At 63.2% G+C, this 22,928-nt stretch carries 21 protein-coding genes; 12 read left to right on the forward strand and 9 right to left on the reverse strand.

Annotated features, from left to right (window positions below):
• Positions 1-58: 58 nt before the first annotated feature.
• Genes ACFUOZ_RS12675 through ACFUOZ_RS12685 form a run of 3 tightly spaced genes read right to left on the reverse strand, consistent with a single transcriptional unit; the run spans position 59 to position 2,571 of the window.
• The gene (locus tag ACFUOZ_RS12675; protein ID WP_377548545.1) at positions 59-856 is read right to left on the reverse strand and encodes an amino acid ABC transporter ATP-binding protein; all 798 of its coding nucleotides are present in this window, start codon (positions 854-856) and stop codon (positions 59-61) included.
• Entirely contained in the window at positions 853-1,611 is a 759-nt protein-coding gene (locus ACFUOZ_RS12680) for an amino acid ABC transporter permease (RefSeq protein ID WP_377548548.1), read from the reverse strand. Before ACFUOZ_RS12680 ends, ACFUOZ_RS12675 begins: the two co-directional genes overlap by 4 nt.
• A gap of 39 nt (positions 1,612-1,650) precedes the next feature.
• Positions 1,651-2,571: a substrate-binding periplasmic protein gene (locus ACFUOZ_RS12685; protein WP_377548550.1), complete on the reverse strand. Its 921-nt coding sequence runs from the start codon at positions 2,569-2,571 to the stop codon at positions 1,651-1,653.
• A 175-nt stretch (positions 2,572-2,746) separates the two neighbouring features.
• Between ACFUOZ_RS12685 and ACFUOZ_RS12690 the strand changes: the two genes are divergently transcribed.
• Positions 2,747-3,964, forward strand: coding sequence for a CdaR family transcriptional regulator (locus tag ACFUOZ_RS12690; RefSeq protein ID WP_377548553.1), 1,218 nt, complete (start codon positions 2,747-2,749; stop codon positions 3,962-3,964).
• 3 nt (positions 3,965-3,967) lie between these two features.
• Here the strand turns inward: ACFUOZ_RS12690 and ACFUOZ_RS12695 are convergent, their stop codons facing one another.
• Positions 3,968-4,738, reverse strand: coding sequence for a FadR/GntR family transcriptional regulator (locus ACFUOZ_RS12695; protein ID WP_377548555.1), 771 nt, complete (start codon positions 4,736-4,738; stop codon positions 3,968-3,970).
• Between the two features lie 212 nt (positions 4,739-4,950).
• Here ACFUOZ_RS12695 and eat point away from each other — a divergent pair, with 212 nt between their 5' ends.
• The 8 genes from eat (at position 4,951) to ACFUOZ_RS12735 (ending at position 13,055) form a co-directional block, all read left to right on the forward strand.
• Entirely contained in the window at positions 4,951-6,381 is a 1,431-nt protein-coding gene (gene eat / locus ACFUOZ_RS12700; protein WP_377548557.1) for an ethanolamine permease, read from the forward strand.
• Between the two features lie 52 nt (positions 6,382-6,433).
• A complete protein-coding gene (locus ACFUOZ_RS12705) occupies positions 6,434-7,816 on the forward strand; it encodes a glutamine synthetase family protein (RefSeq protein ID WP_377548560.1) in 1,383 nt (460 codons plus the stop codon).
• Entirely contained in the window at positions 7,797-8,558 is a 762-nt protein-coding gene (locus ACFUOZ_RS12710; protein ID WP_377548563.1) for a gamma-glutamyl-gamma-aminobutyrate hydrolase family protein, read from the forward strand. The genes ACFUOZ_RS12705 and ACFUOZ_RS12710 overlap by 20 nt, the downstream gene beginning before the upstream one ends.
• On the forward strand, positions 8,555-9,925 hold the full coding sequence (locus ACFUOZ_RS12715) for an aldehyde dehydrogenase family protein (RefSeq protein ID WP_377548566.1): 1,371 nt from the start codon (positions 8,555-8,557) through the stop codon (positions 9,923-9,925). The genes ACFUOZ_RS12710 and ACFUOZ_RS12715 overlap by 4 nt, the downstream gene beginning before the upstream one ends.
• A gap of 28 nt (positions 9,926-9,953) precedes the next feature.
• Positions 9,954-10,736, forward strand: a complete 783-nt coding sequence (locus ACFUOZ_RS12720; protein WP_216922177.1) for a 3-oxoacyl-ACP reductase — start codon at positions 9,954-9,956, stop codon at positions 10,734-10,736.
• Between the two features lie 197 nt (positions 10,737-10,933).
• Entirely contained in the window at positions 10,934-11,569 is a 636-nt protein-coding gene (locus ACFUOZ_RS12725; protein ID WP_377548569.1) for a PadR family transcriptional regulator, read from the forward strand.
• Positions 11,570-11,646: 77 nt separating this feature from the next.
• The gene (locus ACFUOZ_RS12730) at positions 11,647-12,405 is read left to right on the forward strand and encodes a MerR family transcriptional regulator (RefSeq protein ID WP_377548572.1); all 759 of its coding nucleotides are present in this window, start codon (positions 11,647-11,649) and stop codon (positions 12,403-12,405) included.
• 44 nt (positions 12,406-12,449) lie between these two features.
• Positions 12,450-13,055 (forward strand): TetR/AcrR family transcriptional regulator, encoded by a 606-nt coding sequence (locus ACFUOZ_RS12735; RefSeq protein WP_377548574.1) that lies wholly within the window; start codon positions 12,450-12,452, stop codon positions 13,053-13,055.
• 19 nt (positions 13,056-13,074) lie between these two features.
• Here ACFUOZ_RS12735 and ACFUOZ_RS12740 read toward each other — a convergent pair whose 3' ends face one another.
• The 5 genes from ACFUOZ_RS12740 to ACFUOZ_RS12760 form a co-directional block, all read right to left on the reverse strand.
• Entirely contained in the window at positions 13,075-13,941 is an 867-nt protein-coding gene (locus ACFUOZ_RS12740; RefSeq protein WP_377548576.1) for a hypothetical protein, read from the reverse strand.
• A gap of 2 nt (positions 13,942-13,943) precedes the next feature.
• On the reverse strand, positions 13,944-14,450 hold the full coding sequence (locus ACFUOZ_RS12745; RefSeq protein WP_377548578.1) for an RNA polymerase sigma factor: 507 nt from the start codon (positions 14,448-14,450) through the stop codon (positions 13,944-13,946).
• 174 nt (positions 14,451-14,624) lie between these two features.
• The gene (locus ACFUOZ_RS12750) at positions 14,625-14,837 is read right to left on the reverse strand and encodes a hypothetical protein (RefSeq protein WP_377548580.1); all 213 of its coding nucleotides are present in this window, start codon (positions 14,835-14,837) and stop codon (positions 14,625-14,627) included.
• Between the two features lie 31 nt (positions 14,838-14,868).
• A complete protein-coding gene (locus ACFUOZ_RS12755; protein ID WP_377548583.1) occupies positions 14,869-16,062 on the reverse strand; it encodes a hypothetical protein in 1,194 nt (397 codons plus the stop codon).
• A gap of 101 nt (positions 16,063-16,163) precedes the next feature.
• Positions 16,164-17,738: a molybdopterin-dependent oxidoreductase gene (locus ACFUOZ_RS12760; protein ID WP_377548585.1), complete on the reverse strand. Its 1,575-nt coding sequence runs from the start codon at positions 17,736-17,738 to the stop codon at positions 16,164-16,166.
• Between the two features lie 125 nt (positions 17,739-17,863).
• Here ACFUOZ_RS12760 and ACFUOZ_RS12765 point away from each other — a divergent pair, with 125 nt between their 5' ends.
• The 3 genes from ACFUOZ_RS12765 to ACFUOZ_RS12775 all read left to right on the forward strand — a co-directional run bounded on the left by ACFUOZ_RS12765 (position 17,864) and on the right by ACFUOZ_RS12775 (position 22,920).
• The gene (locus ACFUOZ_RS12765; protein WP_377548588.1) at positions 17,864-19,375 is read left to right on the forward strand and encodes an aldehyde dehydrogenase family protein; all 1,512 of its coding nucleotides are present in this window, start codon (positions 17,864-17,866) and stop codon (positions 19,373-19,375) included.
• The gene (locus ACFUOZ_RS12770; protein WP_377548590.1) at positions 19,376-21,016 is read left to right on the forward strand and encodes a GMC family oxidoreductase; all 1,641 of its coding nucleotides are present in this window, start codon (positions 19,376-19,378) and stop codon (positions 21,014-21,016) included.
• 278 nt (positions 21,017-21,294) lie between these two features.
• A complete protein-coding gene (locus ACFUOZ_RS12775) occupies positions 21,295-22,920 on the forward strand; it encodes an APC family permease (protein ID WP_377548593.1) in 1,626 nt (541 codons plus the stop codon).
• The last annotated feature ends 8 nt before the right edge of the window (positions 22,921-22,928 follow it).

Below are 22,928 nucleotides of genomic sequence, written 5' to 3' on the forward strand. Positions count from 1 at the left end.
TTTGAGCCTGGCGTGGCACAAGTGGGTGACAGGCGACGCGCGCTGGTGGGGAGGAAGGCTAACTGTCCGAGTTGTAGGAGCGCAGGAACGCCTTGGTGCGTTCCTCCCGCGGGTTGTCGATGACCGCGGAAGGTGGACCCTGTTCGATGATGTGGCCGCCGTCTATGAAGACGATCTGGTCCGAAATCTCCTTGGCGAAGGGAACTTCGTGGGTGACGATGACCATGGTCATGCCGGAACGGGCCAAGCGGCGCATGACGGCCAGCACGTCGCGGGTGGACTCAAGGTCGAGTGCCGACGTCGGCTCGTCAAACAGGAGCAGGCTGGGGCCGAGCGCCAATGCCCGGGCTATCGCTACCCGCTGTTGTTCACCGCCGGACATCTGCTCCGGGAAGGCCAGGGCCCGGTGGGACAACCCCACTTCGGCCAGCAACTCCAGTGCCGTGTGGAGGGCCTGCTTTTCGGGGATCTTCAACCCCTTCATTTGGGCCAGCATGACATTTTCCACAGCAGTCAGGTGGGGAAACAGGTAGAAGCGCTGGAAGACCATTCCAACCTGCTGCCTGAGCTTGGCCAAGTCCCTGCACACCGTCTTCCGGCCGGCGAAGACTGGGGCGCCTTGCAACGCAATGGATCCGGAGTCGGGTTGTTCGAGGAGGTTGATGCAGCGCATCAGGGTGGTCTTGCCACCGCCGCTTCGCCCGATGATGCTGACGATGCTGCCTGGGTCCACCGTGAAATCCACGTTGTCGAGTACGGTGCGGCCCGAGAAGGACTTCACCAGGTTCTTGATCTCCACTACTGGACGGACGTTGTTCACCGTTTGGCCTTTTGTCTCGGTTCTTCCGATGGTCATGGCTTTACCTCCGAGTATCGCTTGGGTTCCGCAGCCGCCAGAAGGGCGCGGGCCTGAGCCAGCCTGCGATGCCTGCGGAGGGACAGCGGCGCCCCTGCCTGTACTCGGCGTTCAAGCCTGAGCACAAGCTGCGAGAGCGGGTAGCAGACCACAAAGTAGATCGCGGAAATGACGATGTAGACCTCAAGGGCGCGGAAGGTTTCGCTGGCTATCAGTTGGGCCTGCGACATAAGCTCAGCCGCCGAAATCACTACCAGAAGGGAAGTGGACTTCAAGAGGTCCACCAGCATGGTGCCGGTTCCAGGCAGTGCCAGCCTCAGCGCCTGCGGGAAAATAATGCCCGTGAAGGTCACGGTCGGTCCGAGACCCAGGGCTTGACCGGCTTCCCGTTGCCCGGCGTGAACGCCGAGCAACGCGGACCTGAAAATTTCCGAGAGGTACGCCCCGTAGAAGATGACGAGGCTGAGCGTGCCGGCTTGGAAGGCATTGAGCCGGATACCAATGGAAGCCAGGCCAAAGTAGGTGATGAAAATGATGGCCAGCAAGGGGATGTTCTTGAACAGTTCCGTATATACGGCTGCCGGTATCCGAAGCAGGCGTCGGGAACTGATACGCAGGAGCGCGACGCCGAGTCCGATCACCACTGCGCCGGCAAAGCCGGCCGCCGTGTAGCCAAGGGACCTCAGCAGGCCATCAGCGAGTGCCGGCAGGTACTCCTGCCAGGGCACCTGAAACAGGCCGGGTGCGGGGTTCATGATTAATCCTGTCCGTTGGGAATGATTGCCGGGATCGCTTCACTTTGAGGGGGCGGTCCAGTCGGCCGGGCGGTCCGTGCCCTGTCGGTCCGCGGCCATCGACGGCGAGGGCTTGAGGTATTGGTCAGGATCGCCGCCGTATTTCGTGATCAGGCCGGCAAGCTCCCCGTTGGCATACATCTCGCGGATGACGCCGGAGATTGCCTTCTCCAGTTTCGGCGCCTCCTTGGGAACATAGAAGCTGGTCATGTAAGGCTGGAAATAGGCCAGATCAGGGGATTTCTGCACTTCCTCATCCGTGGGCGGGGTCAGGTACTTTGTCTGGATACCCAAATCGGGACGCTGGGCCTGGGTGTAGGAAATCAACAGGGGATCCACGAACCCCACGTCCACCCGGCCGGAGCCGACGTCCGCGAACAGGCCATTGGCGTCAGGGAACGAGCTGAGTTTGGCATCCGGCACAGCCTTGATGGACTTCACCCAAACGTAGCCGGTGACCGTTCCGAGGTTCTTCCCGCGGAGGTCCGCCAGCGTCTTGACGTCCTTGTCGCCCTGAACGGCCATCGCGGGTGGGGAGTAGTACGGAGGATCGGTGAACAGCCCCGCATTCGCACGTTCCTTCGTCCAGGCGATACCTCCAATGGAAATATCGACGCGCCGGCTTTGCACGCCTCCGAGCATGCCGTTGAAGTCGGTAACCTGCGGTTCGATCGTGAGGTTCAGCTTCTTCGCTGCTGCCTGCAGAATCTCGGCATCCAAGCCGACCATCTGGCCGTCCTTCATGGCGGTGTATGGCATGTAAGGCTGGATGGCTACCTTGAGTTTTCCTGCTTCGATGGTGTCCAGACCGTCTGTATTACTGGCGACGCCGTTGCCGCCACAGGCTGTCAGAGTCAGGGTCACAGCACCAAGGGCCGCGACGATGGAAGTACGAAATGGTTTGGGGATGCGACGAAACATGGTGGTCGCCTTTCACTGGGTTCAATGCTGATGCAGAACGGCTTCTGCTGTTCGGCTTTGCGCCGCTTAGTAACAACCGTAGGCTTGGGTGTGATGAAAGTCATTGGACTATTCATCCATATTCCGACCAAACAACGCCCACTTTTCTGTACGAAATGACCGAAGGGAATCCCCCATGGCAGTGACCACCGCGCGTCCTGGGGCGGGACCTCTGACTCCTGCCCTTGCCCAGCAAATCGCCGGCGACACCAGCGAAATCGTAGGGTTCAACATCCTGATCACCGACGCCCATGGCACGGTGATCGGCAGCGGCGACACGAGCCGCGTTGGCAGTTTCCATGAAGCGTCCTTGGAAGTGATCCGCACGCGGTTGTCGGCCACCCATTCCGCAGCCCAAGCCCGTGCGTTGGAGGGGGTCAAGCCCGGGGTCACGCTGCCCATCCTCCTCAATGGCCAAGCGGTGGGTACGGTCGGAATCACCGGCTCCCCGACCCAAGTCACCCGCTTTGGCTTGATGGTTGAACGCCAGACGGAAATCTTGCTCCACCAGGCCTCACTGCTGCGATCCACTTTGCAGCGCGAGCGCGAGCTGGAGGACCTTGTACGCAGTATTCTTGCCTTTGATCCGCAGGTGACCGAAGCAGCAACACTGCTGGACCAGGCCAACGACCAAGGCGTGGACCTTACAGCCCGTAGGATCGCGGTGGTCGCCCATCTTCCCGGCCACACACCGGCTCCTTCCACCACGTCAGAGTGGCTTCCGAGGGCATTGGTACTGCTCCGTGAGAGCTTTCAGCACCGCCAGACAATCGCCGCTTCAATCGGCGCCAGCCGCTACGTCGTTTTCGCGCACCCCACGGCCGATGGAATGGGCGGAATACTTGCCCAGGCAAGCAATTGCGTGGAACAGTTCCGTGCTCACTTGGGCCTGGACGTCGAAATCGGCGTCGGAACCGAGGGAGCCGGGCCCGCCCACCTGCGAACAGCCTATGAGGACGCCTCCGACGCCCTGCATTTGGGCAGGCGGATCACCCGACGCAGCGTCACCACCATCGACGAGGTCAGGATGGAACAGTTACTCTCAGGCGTCAGCCTCCGGGCCAGGCAGCGCTACGTAGCGGCTGTGGCCGCGCCGCTGGCGGCCTTGGGCGATTGGAGCACTGTTCGGAGCACCGTCATTGCGTGGTGTGAAAGCGGATTTTCCTTGGTGGGCGCTGCCGGGCGTCTTCATATTCACCGGAACACGCTGATTCACCGGCTGGAGAGGATAGAAAAGCTCCAAGGCTGGTCAGAACGAACGGCAGTTGCCTATCTCGCGTTGTATCTGGCCTGCAAGACCAACGAGTTCGACGCCGGACCGCACCTGACGCCCGACTCCTCCAGCGCGCGATGAGGCTTAGGCGAGGAAGCCCCGCAGCAGAGAGGCCGTTCCCTCCAGGTGCTCCATCGTGGCCCTTTCGGCGGCGGGGGCATCACCGCGCAGGATGGCTTCGGCGATCTCCGTGTGCTGCTCGTTTGCGTGCTCGAGGTTGGTTCCCAGCAGCGGAATCCGGTCCAGCAAGTCATTAAGCCTTGCCCGGGTCTCCGCCACGGCTGAAACGAGGCTTGAGGAACCGCACATCTCGGCGATGGCAATGTGGAAGCGGGAGTCCCGGGGCCGGTAGCCGGCTGCCGTCGCCGCGCCCACTTCAGACAGGCACACTTGCAGATGCCTTCGTGCTGCTGCGGACAGATCAGCCTTGGCCGCCAATCCCGCAGCGGCGGGCTCAATGATTGACCGGAACAGCAAGACGTCCTCGACCTCCGCCGGGTCGAGCGGCCCATGGTCCGGTTTCCGCTGCACAGTATCCGTGGAGACGTAAGTTCCCCCATACCGGCCCCGCTGCACTTCCAGGTAACCGGCGCTCTGCAGTTCCCCCAAAGCATCGCGCAGTGTCGCCCGGGAAACCCCAAGCTGCTCAGCAAGTTCACGCTCAGGCGGCAGCTTCTCGGCAGGGGCAAAAATTCCGAGTTTGATGGTCTGCAGGATGTGTTCGATGGTCTCTTCGAACGCATTGCCACCCCTGACAGGGCGCAGCATTGAGAACGACGGGCCAAAGACAGGGTCCGGCACGGCAGCTCCTTTCACCGGAAGCGCATCACCCCAAGGAGATGCTGCTGCCTTCATGCTACCCATCCCCCACCCCAAAGGTCGCGAAAGAAACCATTAGCGGACGACTAGCGGGGGACTTGAACCGCACTTTTCCAAGGAAAGTCTTGACGTGCGTCACCTCACAGTCCAAACTGTGAAACACGTAATGGACTAAAAACAGTCCTTTAGGATCGGAAGATCCTCCCAATTACTTTCCCACAAGCATTCCTCAAACGTAAGGAACACGCATGGAAACAGTGGAACGGCCGTCCGGTGGCGAGGACGAATATTTGCAGCATCGGCGCCTCAAACGAGGGGCAGCGGGCTGGGTCCTGCTCGCCGGCTTGGGCGTGGCCTACGTAATTTCCGGCGACTTCGCCGGTTGGAACCTGGGGCTCGCCCAAGGAGGCTGGGGTGGCCTGCTCATCGCCTTCGTCCTCATGGCCGTGATGTACACGTGCATGGTCTTCGGACTGGCCGAACTCTCCTCAACGCTGCCCACCGCCGGCGCCGGATATGCCTTCGCACGCCGCGCCCTTGGGCCGTTGGGCGGCTTTGCCACCGGAATGGCTGTGCTCATTGAGTACGCGGTGGCCCCGGCAGCAATCGCAACTTTCATCGGCGGCTACGTGGAAGCATTGGGCCTCTTCGGCCTGACCAACTCCTGGCCGGTCTACCTCGTCACCTACGTCATCTTCATCGGGATCCATCTTCGTGGCGTCGGCGAAGCCTTGAAGATCATGTTCGCCATCACTGCCGTGGCTGCAGTCGCCCTGGTCGCAGCGGTGGTTGGCCTCCTCCCCAAGTTTGACCCGGCCAAGCTCTTCGACATCGTCCCCGACGGATCAGCCGGCTCCAATGCTTTCCTCCCCATGGGAGTCAGCGGAATCCTGGCAGCCCTTGTGTACGGAATCTGGTTCTTCCTTGCAGTTGAAGGCGTTCCCCTGGCCGCGGAAGAAACGTCCAACCCCAAGCGGGACATGCCGCGCGGCATCATCGTGGCAGTCATCATCCTGGTGGTCTTTGGAGCACTGATGCTGGTCCTGGTCCCGGGTGCTGCAGGTTCACAGGCAATGAGCGGTTCCGACAACCCCCTCCCCGAAGCCCTCCGGATCGCGTATGGCGGCAACACCTTCCTGGCCGACTTCATCAACTACGCCGGGTTGGCCGGTTTGGTGGCCAGTTTCTTCTCCATCATCTACGCCTACTCCCGTCAGTTGTTCGCCCTCTCCCGCGCTGGCTACCTCCCCCGCTGGCTCTCCCTTACCGGCGCACGCCGGACCCCCTACTGGGCGCTGATTGTTCCCGGCACCATCGGATTCCTGCTCGCAGCCGTTACTCAGGACGGTGCCCTCCTGATCAACATCGCAGTCTTCGGAGCCACGGTTTCCTACGTCCTGCTTAACCTCTCGCACATCGTCCTGCGCAAGAAGGAACCCAACCTTGAACGCGGGTACCGGACTCCCGGTGGCACCGTCACTACGTCGATCGCCCTGGTTCTTTCCGCCGTGGCAGTCGTGGCGACGTTCGTCGTCGACGTTCTTGCCGCCTCCATCACGGCAGCCATCTTCGCTGCCGCACTTCTCTACTTCTGGCTTTACAGCCAGCACCGGATCGTGGCGGGCGCGCCCGAAGAAGAGTTCGCCCAACTGGCCATGGCCGAAGCCGAGCTGAAGTAACAACCCAGCTCATGCAACAACAACGTCCAACCACAAGAACTGCGGAGACACCATGAATGACCAAAGCAAAGAACACTTCCCGGACCAGCAGCTCACCGTCGAGCAGCTGCGGGAACTCGTCGGCCGTGGCGAGATAGATACGGTAATCGTCGCCATCACCGACGCCCTCGGCCGGCTGCAGGGCAAGCGCTGCGGAGCGCGCTCGTTCCTCGAAGACGTCCTGGGCCACGGCGCGGAAGGTTGCAACTACCTCCTGGCAGTCGACGTCGATATGAAGACTGTTGACGGCTACGCCATGTCCTCTTGGGAGACCGGCTATGGAGACATGGTGATGATGCCGGATGTCTCCACCCTGCGTCGCGTCCCTTGGCTGGAAGGTACTGCAATGGTGCAGTGCGATGTCCTGTGGACTGACGGTACGCCGGTTGTCGCTTCGCCCCGCCAGATCCTGAAGGCCCAGATTGAGCGGCTCGAAAAGCTCGGCTACCGGGCATGCGCCGGCACCGAACTGGAGTTCATCATGTTCGATGACTCCTACTCCCAGGCCTGGGAGAAGAATTACAGCGGCCTCACTCCGGCCACGCAGTACAACGTGGACTACTCGCTGCTGGCCACCGCCCGTCTGGAGCCGGTGATCCGCTCTATCCGCAACAACATGGAAGCCGCGGGCCTGGTGGTGGAATCGTCCAAGGGTGAATGCAACCTCGGGCAGCAGGAGATCACTTTCCGCTTCGACCAGGCCCTGGCCGCCTGCGACAAGCACACGTTCTACAAGAACGGCGCCAAGGAGATCGCCGACCAGCACGGCAAGAGCATCACCTTCATGTCCAAGTTCAACGAACGCGAAGGCAACTCCTGCCACATCCACTTCAGCCTCACCGATCTGGACGGGAACCCGGTCCTGGCGGGCGACGGCGAACACGGCTTCAGCCCCGTCATGGAACGTTTTGTGGCGGGACAGTTGACGGCGCTGCGCGAGCTGACGTACTTCCTCGCGCCGAACATCAACTCCTACAAGAGGTACGTGGAAGGCAGCTTCGCACCGACGGCTGTCGCCTGGGGACTCGATAACCGCAGCTGCGCACTCCGCGTTGTGGGACATGGCAAGGGCCTGCGCACCGAGAACAGGATCGGTGGCGGGGACGTGAACCCCTACCTCGCCGTCGCGGCAATGATTGCGGCGGTCATCCACGGCATCGAAAACGACGTTCCCCTCCAGCCCATCACCAGGGGCAACGCCTACGAATCCGACGCAGAGCGCCTGCCCACCACGCTGCGGGACGCCCGCGACCTCCTCGCCGAAAGCAGCATCGCGCGGAAGGCATTCGGCGACGACGTGGTGGACCACTACGTCCATGCCGCCACCGTGGAACTCACCGCCTACGACTGCGCCATCACAGACTGGGAGCGGACACGTGGCTTCGAACGACTCTGAAAACACTTACCGGCCCAGGATCGCGCTGACCAGCTACCTTCAGGAGGCCTCCTGGGGCGTCTGGAATACGACGGCGGCCATCCTCCCGGCAACGTACGTGGAGGCGGTCGTCGCAGCCGGGGGCACACCGCTCCTCCTCCCACCTGCGGGAACCGACCCTTCGGTGCTGGACCTGGTGGACGGCCTGATCGTGGTGGGAGGACCCGACGTCGATCCTTCCCTTTACGGGCAGGAACCGCATCCCGCAACCCGGCCACAGCCCCTCCGGGACGGCCACGATACCCAGCTCCTGAGTGGGGCGTTGGACCGAGGGCTTCCGCTGTTCGCCATTTGCCGGGGTGCCCAGCTGCTGAATGTGGTGCTGGGCGGCACGCTCGTCCAGCACATTCCGGACATCAATCCGGAAGCCAATTGCCAGCCGGCTCCGGGCGTTTTCGGTGAAGCCAGCTTTACGACCGAGCAGGGCAGCGTGATCCACGATCTCCTGGGCGACTCCGCGACGTCTCCGTGCTACCACCACCAAGCCCTGGACTCCGTACCCAACGAACTGCGCGTAACAGCCCGTTCCGGCGATGGCATGGTCCAGGCTGTCGAATCCACGGACGGCAGCTGGGTGTTGGGCGTCCAGTTCCACCCCGAACAGAACCCGGACGATGTCCGGCTCTTCCGCGGCTTCGTGGAGGCCGCCTCCCATTACCGGGCCGACCACACCGCAACCATGAAAGCGATGTCCCCAGCATGACCTCAACTGTCTTTGACGTGATCAATCCGGCCACCGAGGAAGTCATCCAGACTGTGCCCCTGGCCGGCTTGGCCGAAACGGATGCAGCCATTGCGAAGGCTGCCGCCGCCTACGAATCCTGGCGGGCGGTAGCCCCCGCCGACCGTGCGCTGCTCCTGCGCAGGTTCGCCGCCGCCGTCGACCATGACCTGGAGAACCTCGCGCAGCTCGAGGTCCGCAACGCCGGACACACCATCGGCAACGCCCGCTGGGAGGCCGGCAACGTCCGCGATGTCCTCAATTACTACGCGGCGGCTCCCGAACGGCACTTCGGCCGTCAGATTCCGGTGGCCGGAGGCGTCAACATGACCTTCCACGAGCCCCTTGGCGTGGTGGGCGTGATCGTGCCGTGGAACTTCCCCATGCCGATCGCAGGGTGGGGTTTCGCTCCGGCCCTGGCCGCCGGCAACACGGTGGTGCTCAAACCTGCGGAAGTAACTCCGTTGACGGCGATCCGCCTGGGCGAGCTCGCCCTGGAGGCCGGCATTCCTGAGGGCGTCTTCCAGGTACTTCCGGGCAAGGGCTCGGTGGTGGGGCAGCGGTTCGTCACCCATCCCGCTGTGCGCAAGGTGGTTTTCACCGGCTCCACCGGGGTTGGCAAGCAGATCATGGCCGGCTGCGCGGACCAGGTGAAGCGGGTGACGTTGGAGCTTGGCGGCAAGAGCGCAAACATCGTGTTCGACGACGCCGACCTTGAACTTGCGGCCGCGGCGGCACCGGGCGGCGCGTTCGACAACGCAGGCCAGGACTGCTGCGCCCGCTCGCGGATCCTTGTCCAGCGCAGTGTGTACGACCGCTTCCTGGAGCTGCTGGAACCTGAGGTCCTCGGGATGCGCGTGGGCGATCCGGCGGATCCGGCCACCTCCATGGGGCCGCTCATCTCGGCACAGCAGCTGGGTACGGTTTCCGGCTTCGTGCCCGACGGCGCCCCGGTCGCCTTCCGCGGGAAGGCACCCGAAGGCCCCGGCTTCTGGTTCCCGCCCACCGTGCTGACTCCGGAGCTGGACGCACCTTCTTTCACGGACGAAATCTTTGGTCCGGTAGTCGCCGTCGTGCCTTTCGACGACGAAGCGGAGGCCATCAGGATCGCCAACAACACCGAATACGGCCTGTCCGGATCGATCTGGACGTCCAAGGTGGATCGCGCGCTTCGCGTGGCACGCGGGGTCGAGTCCGGCAACCTGTCCGTTAATTCCCACTCGTCCGTCCGTTACTCCACGCCGTTTGGCGGCTTCAAGCAATCAGGCCTTGGCCGCGAACTCGGCCCCGACGCCTTGGATGCGTTCACGGAAGTCAAGAACGTCTTCATCTCCACGCAGTCCGCTTAGTCTTTCCCACCGTTACCTAGGAGCAATCATGCAATCAGTAGTTTCCAACCGTCTCGCAGGCCGCAGCGCAGTCATCACCGGAGGTGCCAGCGGCATCGGCCTGGCTACCGCGCGCCGCATGGCCGCCGAGGGCGCCAATGTGGTGATCGCGGACATCGAACCAACCTCCGGCATTGCCGCCGCCAGCGAGGTAGGTGGCCTGTTCGTGAAGGTCGATGTCACCAGCGAGGAAGAGGTCCGCAACCTCTACGCCCAGACAAAGGAGACCTACGGCAGCGTCGACATCGCGTTCAACAACGCAGGCATCTCCCCCGCAGACGACGCCTCCATCCTGGACACCGGCATCGACGCCTGGCGCAGGGTCCAGGAAGTGAACCTGACGTCCGTCTACTACTGCTGCAAGTACGCCATCCCGTACATGCAGGAACAGGGCAAGGGTTCCATCATCAACACGGCCTCGTTCGTGGCGGTCATGGGTGCTGCGACGTCCCAGATTTCCTACAGCGCTTCCAAGGGTGGCGTGCTTTCCATGAGTCGTGAACTCGGCGTGGAATTCGCCCGCCAAGGTATCCGGATCAACGCTCTCTGCCCGGGACCGGTCAACACTCCCCTGTTGAAGGAACTCTTCGCAAAGGATCCGGAGAAGGCAGCCCGCCGCTTGGTGCATGTGCCGTTGGGGCGCTTCGCCGAGCCTGAGGAGCTTGCCGCAGCCGTGGCTTTCCTCGCCAGCGACGACGCCTCGTTCATCACGGCCTCCACCTTCCTGGTGGACGGCGGCATCTCGGGAGCCTACGTCACGCCGCTTTCCTGACGCCAAAGAAACCACGACGGCGGGTGCGGACTTAGCGATAAGTCCGCACCCGCCGTCGTTCTTTAACGCCCGCTCACATCCCCCGCGCTTCCACCAAACCCTCACTCACAAAGTCTTGACGTTCAGATATTCACCGATATATCGTTAAGTATCGCCGATACTCCTTCGGTGATATCTATCGAAAGGACGATGCTGTTATGAAAGGCATCCACAATCACGAAGAAAACACCTTCCCGGAGCATGGCGAAGGCCCCAACCCTCACGGTCGCTTCAATCGAGGCAAGGGCCGGCGCGGTCCCGGTGGACATGGCGGATTCGGGCCGGGTCGCGGCCCAGGATTCGGCCCCGGCGGCTTTGGCCCTGGCGGATTCGGTCCCCGCGGCTTCGGCCCTGGCGGTCCGCGGCGCAACCGCGGCGACGTCCGCGCCGCGATCCTCTCGCTCCTCGCCGAAGCTCCTTCGAACGGCTATGGACTCATCAAGACCATCGCCGAGAAGACCTCCGGCGCATGGCGACCCAGCCCCGGATCCGTTTACCCCACCCTGCAGCAGCTGGTTGACGAAGAGCTCATCACGGCCGTAGGAGAGGGACGGCGGACCGAATTCACCCTCACCGATGATGGCCGCGCCTATGTAGCCGAACACGAGGAAGAACTCGCCAACGCCTGGAACACCGAGGCTGATGGAAACATGCAGGAATTCCACCAAAGCATCGGCAAACTGATGGGCGTCATTCACCAGTTCCGTGGCGCGGCAACCGACGAACAACGCCGGGCCGCCATCGAGAAGCTCGACGAAACACGTCGCGCGCTCTACCTGATCCTGGCCGACTAATGGCCCCCACGCTCCCCTTGACCTTGACGTAACGTCAACCTTTACTGTCGAAGAACAAGCAAGGGGACGGAGGACAGATGGACTGGTCAATCCAGGAAATCGCAAGGATCGCGGGAACCACCAGCCGCACGCTGCGCCACTACGATGACATCGGGCTGCTCACACCGAGCCGGACCGGTCATAACGGCTATCGCTACTATGACGGTCCGGCCTTGGTCCAGCTCCAGCGCATCCTCCTGCTCCGCGAACTGGGGCTCGGCCTCCCGGCGATCGCCGAAGTGCTGCACCAGGAAACGGACACCGTCAAAGCCTTGAAAGGCCATCTGGAGTGGCTCGCCAATGAGCAGGAACGCTTGGCGCGGCAGATGGCCTCCGTTCGGCAAACAATCGACACAATGCAAGGGGATGGAAAGTACATGGCACAGGACATGTTCGATGGCTTCGACCACACGCAGTACAAGGACGAAGTTGAGGAGCGCTGGGGCAAGGATGCCTACGCCGCCGGCCACTCCTGGTGGCGCGGCATGGGCGCCGATGAAAAGCAGCAATGGAAGGAACGCGTCCAGAAGCTGGGCGCCGACTGGATCGCGGCCGCAGAATCCGGCGCGGCGCCGGACAGCGCCGAAGCACAGGAACTTGCCAAGCGTCACGTCGAGTGGCTCCGCGGCATCCCTGGAACGCCGACGGCGGCACCTGGCGGAGACGTCAAAGGTTACGTCACGGGACTCGGCGACATGTACGTGGCAGATCCGCGGTTCGCCGCCAACTACGGCGGGGAAACAGGGGCCACTTTTGTGCGGGACGCCCTGAGGATCTACGCGGAAGGAAACCTCTAAGCGGCCAAGATGCGCTGGCCTTGGATTGGCAATAGTCTGGCCAAATGGGTACAAGCACCGCTAAAACCGGCGAACAGGCTGACAGGCAGACACGCATTCTCGAAGCGGCCTTGGAACTTCTGTCGCGCCACGGCATCTCGGGCATCAACATGCGTGCGGTGGCCCGCGAAGCGGGAGTCGCCCTGGGGCTCGTGAACTACTACTACGAAGACAAACCCAGTCTGATCCGCGCGGTCCTGCACCAGATTGAGGAACATGACCTTCTGCTGGTGGAGCCGTCCCCTTCCATGGGTCCCGACGAACGACTCCGGGAATCCCTGCGGCGGGTCGCCGACCCAGACCTCCTGACCACCCCGTACCTCTCCCTCCGCCTCCATCTGTGGGCCCTGGCCCAGGCAAACGAGGAATTCGCAGAAATCAATGCCGCGGCCTTCGACCGGTACCTTCAGGGACTCGCGGCACTGATCGGGAATGCCGTTCCCGGGCTCTCCCCCGAAGAGTGCAAGGATCGGGCGGCCGACGTCGTGGTGGTGCAAAACGGCATGTGGCTCACCACCCTACTGGGCATCGACAAGGCAGCCATCGAGAGGGGCATCGCCCGCACGGAGCAGATTGCGTTTGGCTCCGCGCTTCAGGACGAGCGCCACTAACGGGAGGGCTCATGGGCACTCAGGGAGCGCCAGTTGTCGGTGGAGCCGCGGGGCCGGGGCCGACGAGTTGCGTCCTGAGTCTGACGGGGATGCCTTGGGCGGCGAACTCGGCGTCCATGGATTGCTGGGCCGTGGCGAACTTCTTGTCTGGATCGTTCTGAACCCTAAGGGATTGGAACTCCCAGTTGTAGACGCTGCTCCACAACTGAGCGAAGTCGGCTAGGTACCGGCCGTTGTCCTGCAGTCTGGCGATGTTGTAGTAGACGTTGCCGCCATCCAGGCCGATCGCTCTGATCCCTTCGTCTGAGATGGCGTATGCGAGCCAGCCTTCGGCGCAACCAAGAACGGTGTAGTACTGCTGCTCGTTGGCCGGGATGGGTTTGATGGCCTGGACGGTGTCGTTCCGCCGGATGTCGATGTTGTCCGGGGTGCAGGCGCCGGCAGCGGGGCCGGCAGGTACGGTGGCTGGTGGTGCCGTGGTCGGCACGGGCGGGGTCATGACCGTGGTCGGGGTTGGCGTAGGGCTCCACACCGGGGTTTCTGTAGGGGTGGTTGTCGGCGTGGGGCTGGTCGTGGCGGACGGCGTAACCGTGGGCGTCGGCGTGGGGGTGGCCGTGACAGTCGGGGTGTCGGTAGTGGCCGGCGCCGGCGCCGATTCCGGGACCAGGTTGTCCGCTACAACGACTGCACCGACGACGGCGGCAGCGGCAAGGACCACACCCGCCGTCGCCGCCCAACCCGTCCGGCGCGATTTGCGGCCGGCGAGGGAAACGATGTTGGGATCATCGGAGAAGACGTGCGAGCGGCCCGGAATGACACCCGGGGTGGTTCCAGGCTCCGGGACGTTGGGTTTCGCGTTTTTCATGAGTTGTTCGATGCGGTCCATGGTTAGACTTCCCGTTCTGTCATGAGGTGTTGTGGTGCGGCTTTCGCAAAGGCTTTACGGGCCCGGTGGAGCCTGACCGCGGCAGCGGAGGCTGTGCATCCAAGGCTTTCGGCCAGTTCTGCGGTGGTCAGGTCATCCCAGTAGGAGAGCATCAGGATTTCCCGGTCGCGGTCCTTGAGCTTGGAGAGAATCTCCGCAACGCTGGCCTGCTGCTCATCGTCATCGGTGGTGACGGCCTGGACCCGGGCTTCTTCAGCCAGACGCTGCATAAGTTGATCGCGACGGCTCCGCCCTTTGTATTCATTGCCGAGCACATTCCTGGCCGTAGCTATCAGCCATCCGACACCGGGCGGCTCCGGTGGTTGTTTTTCCCAGACGATCCGGAACACGTCATTGGCCAATTCCTCGGCCCGTTCGCGGTCATTGATCCGGTACGCGATGTACTGGTAGATGCGGCTGAAGTGCTCAGCGTGAAGAGCAATCAGTTCCTGCTCTCTGGTAGCCAACATCCTTGTTCTGTTCCCCCGGGGCTAGTGCGATGTGATGAGTCAACCCTTTAGTGTCCCGGGAAGCGGCGTTTCTTACACAATCGGCGAAAAAGTTTCAGCTTTCTGTTCCGGTAACCCCCTGGGAACACAGCGATACCCGGCAAACTCCCCCAATGAGTGTGCCGGGTATCGCCTCTAGAGCCGCTGCGCGGCCAGGTCGTGGCCGCTACGTCGTTGCCTGCCTGCGTGATGGGCAAACCACACGCTTCTACAGGCATGCACGGCCAGGACGACGACGAATAACGCGGCCACCAGAACAACGGCCGAAACGGCGACGACTATCACGCCGATGAGATGAACCAGCAGTACCCCGAAGATCACCACAGAGTGGGCGTCGATAAATTCCATGATCAATTTCTTGTGCCTGGAGTAGGGGCGGTCACGGAGTGCCGGTTGCGGGGCCGGAACCAACAAGCTGTTCCCGAAGGCGAACGGGAATGCCGTAGGTGGCGAATTGATCGTCCATGGCCTCCTGCACGGTCGCGTATCTCCCGTCCCGGACGTCAAAAGCGAGGAATTCCCAGTTGCGGACGGTGGACCACGACTGTGCAAAGTCGGTCAAGAAGCGGCCATCATTCTGGAGTCGGGCCAGGCTGTAGTTGACGTTGCCGCCGTCCAGCCCGGCGGCTTTGACGCCTTCGTCCGAGATGGCGTATGCAAGCCAGCCTTCGGCGCAACCGAGGACCGTGTAGTGCTGCTGCTGCTCGGCGGGGATGGGCTTGATCGCCCGAACCGTGTCGTGGCGTTGGATATCAATGTTCGCCGGGGTGCATTCGCCCGCGGCGGGGCCGGGTGCAGGGGCGGCTGGTCCTACGCCGACGAGCTGTTCCCGAAGGCGGACGGGAATGCCGTAGGTGGCGAATTGATCGTCCATGGCCTCCTGCACGGTCGCGTATCTCCCGTCCCGGACGTAAAAGGCCAGGAACTCCCAGTTGCGGACGGTGGACCACAACTGTGCAAAGTCGGTCAAGAAGCGGCCGTCATTTTGGAGTCGGGCCAGGCTGTAGTTGACGTTGCCGCCGTCCAGCCCCGCAGCTTTGACGCCTTCGTCCGAGATGGCGTATGCAAGCCAGCCTTCGGCGCAACCGAGGACCGTGTAGTACTGCTGCTGCTCGGCGGGGATGGGCTTGATCGCCCGTACCGTGTCGTGGCGTTGGATATCGATGTTCGCCGGGGTGCATTCGCCCGCAGCGGGGGCGCCGGGTGCAGGGTCGCCTGATGGGGCGACCGGCGGAGTGGTCTCCTGCTGGGCAGCGACCGGAGGCGCAACAACAGCAGGAGCGGGTACCACCTCCACCAGGACCGGGGCGCTCTCCCCCTCAGCGACAGCCGGCACCGCGGCAGCCGGCACCGCGACAGCCGGCGCCGCGGTACTGGGCTCAGGCGAAGGCAGTATCTGGTCAACAAGAGCCGCAGGCGACTCGGTGATGGCGCCCAACGCCGCCTCTGATACTGCCTCTGTGGTTGAAGTACTGGCCTGCGGTGTTGCCTGTATGCAGGCTATGAGCGTCACTACCAGCGCAAGCGATGCAAAAGTGGCGGACTTGGCATGGCGCATTCGGTGGTACTTCATTGGTCTGGGTCCTTCCCCCGTGGAGCAACTGAGCAGAATGGCCTGCTCGTACATGTTGTTTCCGGGGCCGGACGAATAATTACACCGAAAGCAAAAACTTTCTACTCCACCGTCACCATCACCGACGGCCAGCCCGAGGCACCATCCGGCACGGGATCGGCACGCTTCTCCGTCTGGACTTCGCCGGTCCCGTCGGTGGCCCGGGCCTTGACGTAGTGGATGCCGGGCGTGGCATCCCATTCAAAGGACCACTGACGCCATGTGATGGTCGATGCTTCGTCGGAGAGCGTTGCTTCCATCCATTCGCCGTCGTCAATCTGGACTTCCACCTTGGTGATGCCGCGCGTTTGCGCCCAGGCGGTGCCGCCCACGGCGACCTTCCCCGGGGGGAACTTCGCGAAGGACTTCGGCACATCCACACGCGCCATGGTCTTGATGGGGCCGCGTTCGGACCAGCCGCGTTCAGTCCAGTAGGCCTTGGCGTCCGCGAACCGGGTGACTTCCAGCTCCACCACCCACTTGGTAGCTGAGACGAACCCATAAAGCCCCGGGACCACCATCCGCACCGGGTAGCCGTGCTCCACCGGGAGCGGCTCGCCGTTCATGCCGATGGCCAGCATGGCGTCGCGGTCATCCTGCAACACTTCCAAGGGAGTGGAGGCGCTGAAGCCATCGATGGATTTGGAGAGCACCATGTCCGCACCCTCCTTCGGCTTGGCCTTGGCCAGGACTTCGCGTATAGGCAGGCCCAGCCACTTGGCGTTTCCTGCCAATTTTCCGCCCACCGGGTTGGACACGCAGGTGAGTGTGACGTGGGATTCGATCAGCTCGGCGTCGAGAAGGTCCTGGAAGTTCATGGTGACCTCCTGCTCAACCATGCCGTGCACGCGCAGTTCCCAGTCATTGAGGTTGATTTCCGGAACGCTAAGGGCAGTATCAATCCGGTAGAACTCGCTGTTCGGCGTCAGCCAGGGGAAAACTCCCGCAACCGGGGACTGAACGCCCGCGGGCACAGGCGGCGCGGCCTTCATTGGCGCCGGCAGCCGGAGCGCGTCCCGGGCCTGGGCAATGTTGCTGCGCGCTGCGCTCAGCAGTCGCCCACCGGTTGCCGCGATTCCGGCGGCCACTGCGGTGATCCCGGCGGCAGCGAAAAAACGACGGCGGCTGGTACCGATGCTTCCGGCGTCGGCCGCTTGATCGGCGGGCGCCTCAGGCCATGGCTTCAGCCCCCACAACGGCACCATCAGTCGGCGCAGGACCAGGAGACCGGCAAGGGTTCCCAGGATGGACGGGATGGCATTGAGTGGTCCGACGCCAGCGCGGGTCAGGACACAAGCCACAATCACCGCGCCCATGAACAAAACACCCAGCACGCCCAGGGCCCATTTGCGGTAGGCCACAATGCCCAGCACGCAGGCAAGCACGGCGATCGTCACGCCCATACCGACAAACAGGGCGGCTTTGTCGTTGGTGCCAAAGGTGGCAATCGCAAAGTCCTTCAGCCACGGCGGGGTGAAGTCGATGAACGTCGACCCCAGCGCAAACAAGGGGGTTGCCCTGGCAGTGAAGAACGCACCGATCAGCTCCGCGACAGCCAGTACGACGCCGGCGGACACCACACCTGCCAGCGCTGCCATGGTGCGGGTACCTCTGGTCCGGGATCCAAGCTTTTCCATGTCACTGATTCGTAGCCGCGGCGGACAGGGATGGGTCCAGCCAGCAACGCCCAACTAACCGAGACTTGAACATCTGTTCATAATTTTCCTTGAACAGATGTTCAAGATGAACTAACCTGCTTCGTATGACCCAAGCCACATTTTCCGACTCCGCCGCTACGCTTTTCATCAATGGCTCCTGGGAGCCGTCCGCGTCCGGCAAAGTCCGCCACATCCACAACCCCGCCGACGGCGAGGTGGTCGCTACCGTGTCCGAGGCCGGCCCCGACGACGCAGAACGTGCCATCGCCGCAGCCCGCGCGGCCTTCGATTCCGGCGTATGGTCCTCCGTGCCGGCACCTGAGCGCGGCGCATTCCTGCTCAAGGTTGCCGCCGGGCTGCGTGAACGCCGCGAGAAGTTCGCCCGTGCAGAATCCCTCGACACCGGCAAGCGCATCGTCGAAAGCCGGATCGACATCGACGACATCGCCGCCTGCTTCGAATACTTCGGCAGGCTCGCAGGCCAGCAACCGGGCCGCGTCGTCGACGCCGGAAACCCCGACGTCGTCAGCCGCATCGTTTACGAACCCGTAGGCGTTTGTGGGCTCATTACGCCATGGAACTACCCCTTGCTGCAGGCAGCCTGGAAGATCGCCCCAGCACTGGCCGCAGGTTGCTCCTTCGTCCTCAAGCCGGCGGAACTCACACCCTCGACTGCCATCCTCGCCATGCAGCTGCTGAAGGATCTGGGCCTCCCCGACGGCGTCGCGAACCTTCTGACCGGACCCGGCCGGAAGGTGGGCGCACCGCTCACGGAACATCCCGACGTCGACCTCGTCTCCTTCACGGGTGGCCTGGAAACCGGCAAGAGCATCGCCGCTGCGGCCGCCGCCACGGTCAAGAAGGTGGCGCTCGAACTGGGCGGCAAGAACCCCAACGTCATCTTCGCGGACGCTGACTTCGATGCCGCCGTCGACAACGCCCTCAACGGCGCCTTCCTCCACTCCGGCCAGGTCTGCTCAGCTGGCGCCCGCCTCGTGGTGGAGGAGTCCATCGCCGAGCGCTTCGTTGACGAGCTGGTCCGCCGCGCCGAAGCCATCCGCCTGGGCGGCCCCTTCGACGAGGACGCCGAGACCGGCCCGCTCATCTCCGCCGAGCACCGCGCAAAGGTCCACGAGTACGTCCAGCGCGGCATCGCCGAAGGCGCGCGGCTGCGGACCGGCGGTTCGGCACCTGAAGGCGAAAAGTACGACGCCGGCTTCTACTACCAGCCGACCATCCTGGATCGTGTCAGCCGGGGAATGTCCGTAGTCACCGACGAGGCGTTTGGCCCGGTGGTGACTGTGGAAACGTTCAGCACGGAGGACGAAGCCGTGGCCATTGCCAACGACACCATCTACGGCCTGGCCGGAGCCGTCTGGACCCAGGACGCAGGCAAAGCACAGCGCGTGGCAGGCCGGCTCCGCCACGGCACCATCTGGATCAACGACTACCACCCCTACCTCCCGCAGGCAGAGTGGGGCGGATTCGGCGCATCGGGAGTGGGCCGGGAACTCGGCCCCACCGGACTGGCTGAGTACCAGGAAGCCAAGCACATCTGCCAGAACACCAAGCCCCAGGTGACCGGCTGGTTCGCTGACCACGGCAAGGAGAACTAGATGCACTTCGACAACATTGAGGACCTCGGCGAGCGCGCCTTCGACTACGTCGTCATAGGCGGCGGGTCCGCGGGTGCAGCTGTAGCCGCACGGTTGAGCGAGGATCCGGATGTCACGGTCGCGCTTGTTGAAGCAGGCCCGGACGACCGCAACTTGCCCGAGATCCTGCAGTTGGACCGCTGGATGGAACTGCTGGAATCCGGCTACGACTGGGACTACCCGATCGAACCGCAGGAAAACGGCAACTCCTTCATGCGTCACGCCCGCGCCAAGGTCATGGGCGGCTGCTCCAGCCACAACTCCTGCATTGCTTTCTGGGCGCCCCGCGAGGACCTGGACGAGTGGGAATCGAAGTACGGCGCGGCAGGATGGAACGCCGACGCCGCCTGGCCGCTGTACAAGCGCCTTGAGACCAACGAGGACGCCGGACCGGACGCTCCGCACCACGGAGACTCAGGTCCCGTACACCTCATGAACGTGCCGCCGGCCGACCCCGCTGGCGTCGCCCTGCTGGACGCCTGCGAACAGTCGGGCATTCCCCGGGCGAAGTTCAACACCGGCACCACCGTGGTCAATGGCGCGAACTTCTTCCAGATCAACCGCCGCGCCGACGGAACCCGTTCCTCCAGCTCGGTGTCCTACATCCACCCCATCGTCGATCGCCCCAACTTCACCCTCCTGACCGGCCTGAGGGCCCGCCAACTGGTGTTCGACGCCGACAAGCGTTGCACCGGCGTCGACGTCGTCGATTCGGCCTTCGGCCGCACCCACCGCTTGTCCGTCCGCCACGAGGTCATCCTCTCCACGGGCGCCATCGATTCGCCAAAGCTGCTCATGCTTTCGGGCATCGGTCCGGCAGCGCACCTCGCGGAGCATGGCATCGAGGCACTGGTGGACTCCCCCGGCGTGGGTGAGAACCTGCAGGACCACCCCGAGGGCGTGGTCCAGTTCGAGGCCAAGCAGCCCATGGTCCAGTCCTCCACCCAGTGGTGGGAAATTGGCATCTTCACCCCTACCGAGGACGGCCTGGACCGCCCGGACCTGATGATGCACTACGGCTCGGTCCCTTTCGACATGAACACGCTCCGGCACGGCTACCCCACCACCGAGAACGGTTTCAGCCTCACCCCGAATGTCACGCACGCACGCTCCCGCGGCACCGTACGCCTGCGCAGCCGGGACTTCCGCGACAAGCCCATGGTGGACCCGCGTTACTTCACGGATCCGGAGGGCCACGACATGCGCGTCATGGTTGCCGGCATCCGCAAGGCCCGCGAGATCGCCGCCCAACCTGCACTGGCGGAGTGGACGGGCCGGGAGCTCTCCCCCGGCGTCGAGGCCCAGACGGACGAAGAACTGCGGGAGTACATTCGCAAGACCCACAACACGGTCTACCACCCGGTGGGAACAGTCCGGATGGGATCGCACGACGACGAGATGTCGCCTTTGGATCCGGAGTTGCGGGTCAAGGGAGTCACCGGCCTGAGGGTCGCCGATGCGTCCGTCATGCCGGAGCATGTCACGGTTAACCCGAACATCACCGTCATGATGATTGGTGAGCGTTGCGCTGACCTCATCCGCGCCGGCCGCTCGGCAGAAAGCACGACGGCGGATGCGGACTTCAGCTTGTCGCTTGCCTGAGCCGTAACACCGCAAACTTTTGAACATTTGTTCATGCGATCTCTTGAACGCCTGTTCAAACTGAACTAACCTGCTTTCTATGACCCACGCCACACCTACAGGGTGATGGCCTGGCGGACCTGGCCCGGGCGCCGACTACATCGAGCGCCTGGCCAGCCACGCAACATCAACGGGGAAACAGCCGGAGGCACGCAGTGGTGCCCGGCCTTTTGATTCGACTGCGTCCAATGGCGGCCGCAAGTCATCACCATTCGTGCATGTCTGAGTTAGGAGTTCGAATGTTAGAACCCAGCAAATCAGGACCCAGCAAGAGCGATACAAGCGGCATGGACGAGTTTGGGTATGCCCAGACCCTCGACCGCAGCATCGGTAAGTTTGCCAGCTTCGCGGCCGGCGTCAGCTACATCTCCATCCTCACCGGCGTCTTTCAACTGTTTTACTTCGGATTCTCCACGACCGGCGCTGCGTATGCGTGGTCCTGGCCCATCGTCTTTGTCGGCCAGCTGATGGTCGCGCTGTGCTTTGCGGAGTTGGCCGGACGCTACCCGGTGGCCGGTTCGGTCTACAACTGGGCCAAGAGGCTCTCCACCGGAACGTGGGCCTGGCTGGCGGGATGGTTGTTGCTGCTGTCCTCCATCATGGCCTTGGGCTCCGTGGCCCTGGCCCTCCAGATCACCTTGCCGCAAATTTGGAGCGGCTTCCAGATGGTGGGCGATGGAACCGGCCCGTACGACTTCGCCGTCAACGGCGTTCTCCTGGCCAGCATCATGATCGCCATTTCCACCCTCATCAACGCATTCGGCGTAAAACTCATGACCATGATCAACAGCGTGGGCGTGTTCGTGGAACTGGTTGCGGCCGTCCTGCTCATCGTGGCACTGATCTGGCACGCAGTACGCGGACCGGAGGTCCTCCTGGATACCGCTGGCTTCGGCGAAGGACACCCTCTGGGCTTCTTCGGCGTCTTCCTTATCGCCGCCATGGCGTCCGGCTACGTCATGTACGGATTCGACACCGCGAGCTCGCTGGGCGAAGAAACCAAAGACCCCAAACGGACAGCCCCCAAGGCGATCCTCCGCGCTGTGACGGCATCCTTTGTGCTGGGCGGGCTGCTCCTCCTTGGTGGAATCCTCGCAGCCCCGGACTTGTCCGATCCCAAGCTCGGAGCTGCCGACGGCGGCCTGCAGTACATTGTGCTCTCCGTGCTGGGCGGGCCCTTCGGCAAGGCCTTCCTGGCCTGCATCGTGGTGGCAGTAGTGGTCTGCACCCTGGCCGTCCACGCAGCAGCCATCCGGATGATGTTCGCCATGGCCAGGGACAACAACCTTCCTTTCAGCCGCCAGCTCAGCAAAGTGCACCCCACCCGGAAAACCCCCACGGTGGCCGCTATCGTCATCGGCGTAGTCGCTGTCATTCCGCTGATCGTCAACATCTCCCAGCCGGCCATCTTCACCATCCTCTCCAGCATCAGCATCGTGCTGATCTACCTGTCCTACCTGCTGGTGACGGTACCCATGCTGCGGCGCCGGTTCCTCAAGAAGTGGCCACTGAAGGACGACGGATCTGAACCCGGATTCAGCCTTGGCAAGTGGGGGCTGCCCATCAATATCCTGGCCGTCCTCTGGGGCGGGGCCATGACGCTGAACCTGGTGTGGCCGCGACCGGAGATCTACAACTCCGTCCCACCCTTTGAGTGGTACCTGCAGTGGGGCGGCGTGATCTTTGTTGCCGCAGTTGTGGTGGGCGGGGCGCTTCTCTACCGCCTCCGCATCAGGCACAAGACCGGAGTCCTCGCCGAACACGCCGCACCGGCGCCTGCCGCCGCCACCGCGGAACCGGCCGACCCCGCGCCGGTGGAACCGGCGGCCTCCGCTTCCACCCTGTCCGCGACCCGCATTTCCTAGCACCAAGG

This window comes from Paenarthrobacter sp. NPDC057355, assembly GCF_042667405.1.
GTDB lineage: Bacteria > Actinomycetota > Actinomycetes > Actinomycetales > Micrococcaceae > Arthrobacter.

Excerpts from the sequence above, each read along its gene's own strand:
- ACFUOZ_RS12675 (WP_377548545.1), bottom strand. The coding sequence starts at position 856 with ATGACCATCGGAAGAACCGAGACAAAAGGCCAAACGGTGAACAACGTC.
- ACFUOZ_RS12680 (WP_377548548.1), bottom strand. The coding sequence starts at position 1,611 with ATGAACCCCGCACCCGGCCTGTTTCAGGTGCCCTGGCAGGAGTACCTG.
- ACFUOZ_RS12685 (WP_377548550.1), bottom strand. The coding sequence starts at position 2,571 with ATGTTTCGTCGCATCCCCAAACCATTTCGTACTTCCATCGTCGCGGCC.
- ACFUOZ_RS12690 (WP_377548553.1), top strand. The coding sequence starts at position 2,747 with ATGGCAGTGACCACCGCGCGTCCTGGGGCGGGACCTCTGACTCCTGCC.
- ACFUOZ_RS12695 (WP_377548555.1), bottom strand. The coding sequence starts at position 4,738 with ATGAAGGCAGCAGCATCTCCTTGGGGTGATGCGCTTCCGGTGAAAGGA.
- eat (WP_377548557.1), top strand. The coding sequence starts at position 4,951 with ATGGAAACAGTGGAACGGCCGTCCGGTGGCGAGGACGAATATTTGCAG.
- ACFUOZ_RS12705 (WP_377548560.1), top strand. The coding sequence starts at position 6,434 with ATGAATGACCAAAGCAAAGAACACTTCCCGGACCAGCAGCTCACCGTC.
- ACFUOZ_RS12715 (WP_377548566.1), top strand. The coding sequence starts at position 8,555 with ATGACCTCAACTGTCTTTGACGTGATCAATCCGGCCACCGAGGAAGTC.
- ACFUOZ_RS12720 (WP_216922177.1), top strand. The coding sequence starts at position 9,954 with ATGCAATCAGTAGTTTCCAACCGTCTCGCAGGCCGCAGCGCAGTCATC.
- ACFUOZ_RS12725 (WP_377548569.1), top strand. The coding sequence starts at position 10,934 with ATGAAAGGCATCCACAATCACGAAGAAAACACCTTCCCGGAGCATGGC.
- ACFUOZ_RS12730 (WP_377548572.1), top strand. The coding sequence starts at position 11,647 with ATGGACTGGTCAATCCAGGAAATCGCAAGGATCGCGGGAACCACCAGC.
- ACFUOZ_RS12735 (WP_377548574.1), top strand. The coding sequence starts at position 12,450 with ATGGGTACAAGCACCGCTAAAACCGGCGAACAGGCTGACAGGCAGACA.
- ACFUOZ_RS12740 (WP_377548576.1), bottom strand. The coding sequence starts at position 13,941 with ATGGACCGCATCGAACAACTCATGAAAAACGCGAAACCCAACGTCCCG.
- ACFUOZ_RS12745 (WP_377548578.1), bottom strand. The coding sequence starts at position 14,450 with ATGTTGGCTACCAGAGAGCAGGAACTGATTGCTCTTCACGCTGAGCAC.
- ACFUOZ_RS12750 (WP_377548580.1), bottom strand. The coding sequence starts at position 14,837 with ATGGAATTTATCGACGCCCACTCTGTGGTGATCTTCGGGGTACTGCTG.
- ACFUOZ_RS12755 (WP_377548583.1), bottom strand. The coding sequence starts at position 16,062 with ATGAAGTACCACCGAATGCGCCATGCCAAGTCCGCCACTTTTGCATCG.
- ACFUOZ_RS12760 (WP_377548585.1), bottom strand. The coding sequence starts at position 17,738 with ATGGAAAAGCTTGGATCCCGGACCAGAGGTACCCGCACCATGGCAGCG.
- ACFUOZ_RS12765 (WP_377548588.1), top strand. The coding sequence starts at position 17,864 with ATGACCCAAGCCACATTTTCCGACTCCGCCGCTACGCTTTTCATCAAT.
- ACFUOZ_RS12770 (WP_377548590.1), top strand. The coding sequence starts at position 19,376 with ATGCACTTCGACAACATTGAGGACCTCGGCGAGCGCGCCTTCGACTAC.
- ACFUOZ_RS12775 (WP_377548593.1), top strand. The coding sequence starts at position 21,295 with ATGTTAGAACCCAGCAAATCAGGACCCAGCAAGAGCGATACAAGCGGC.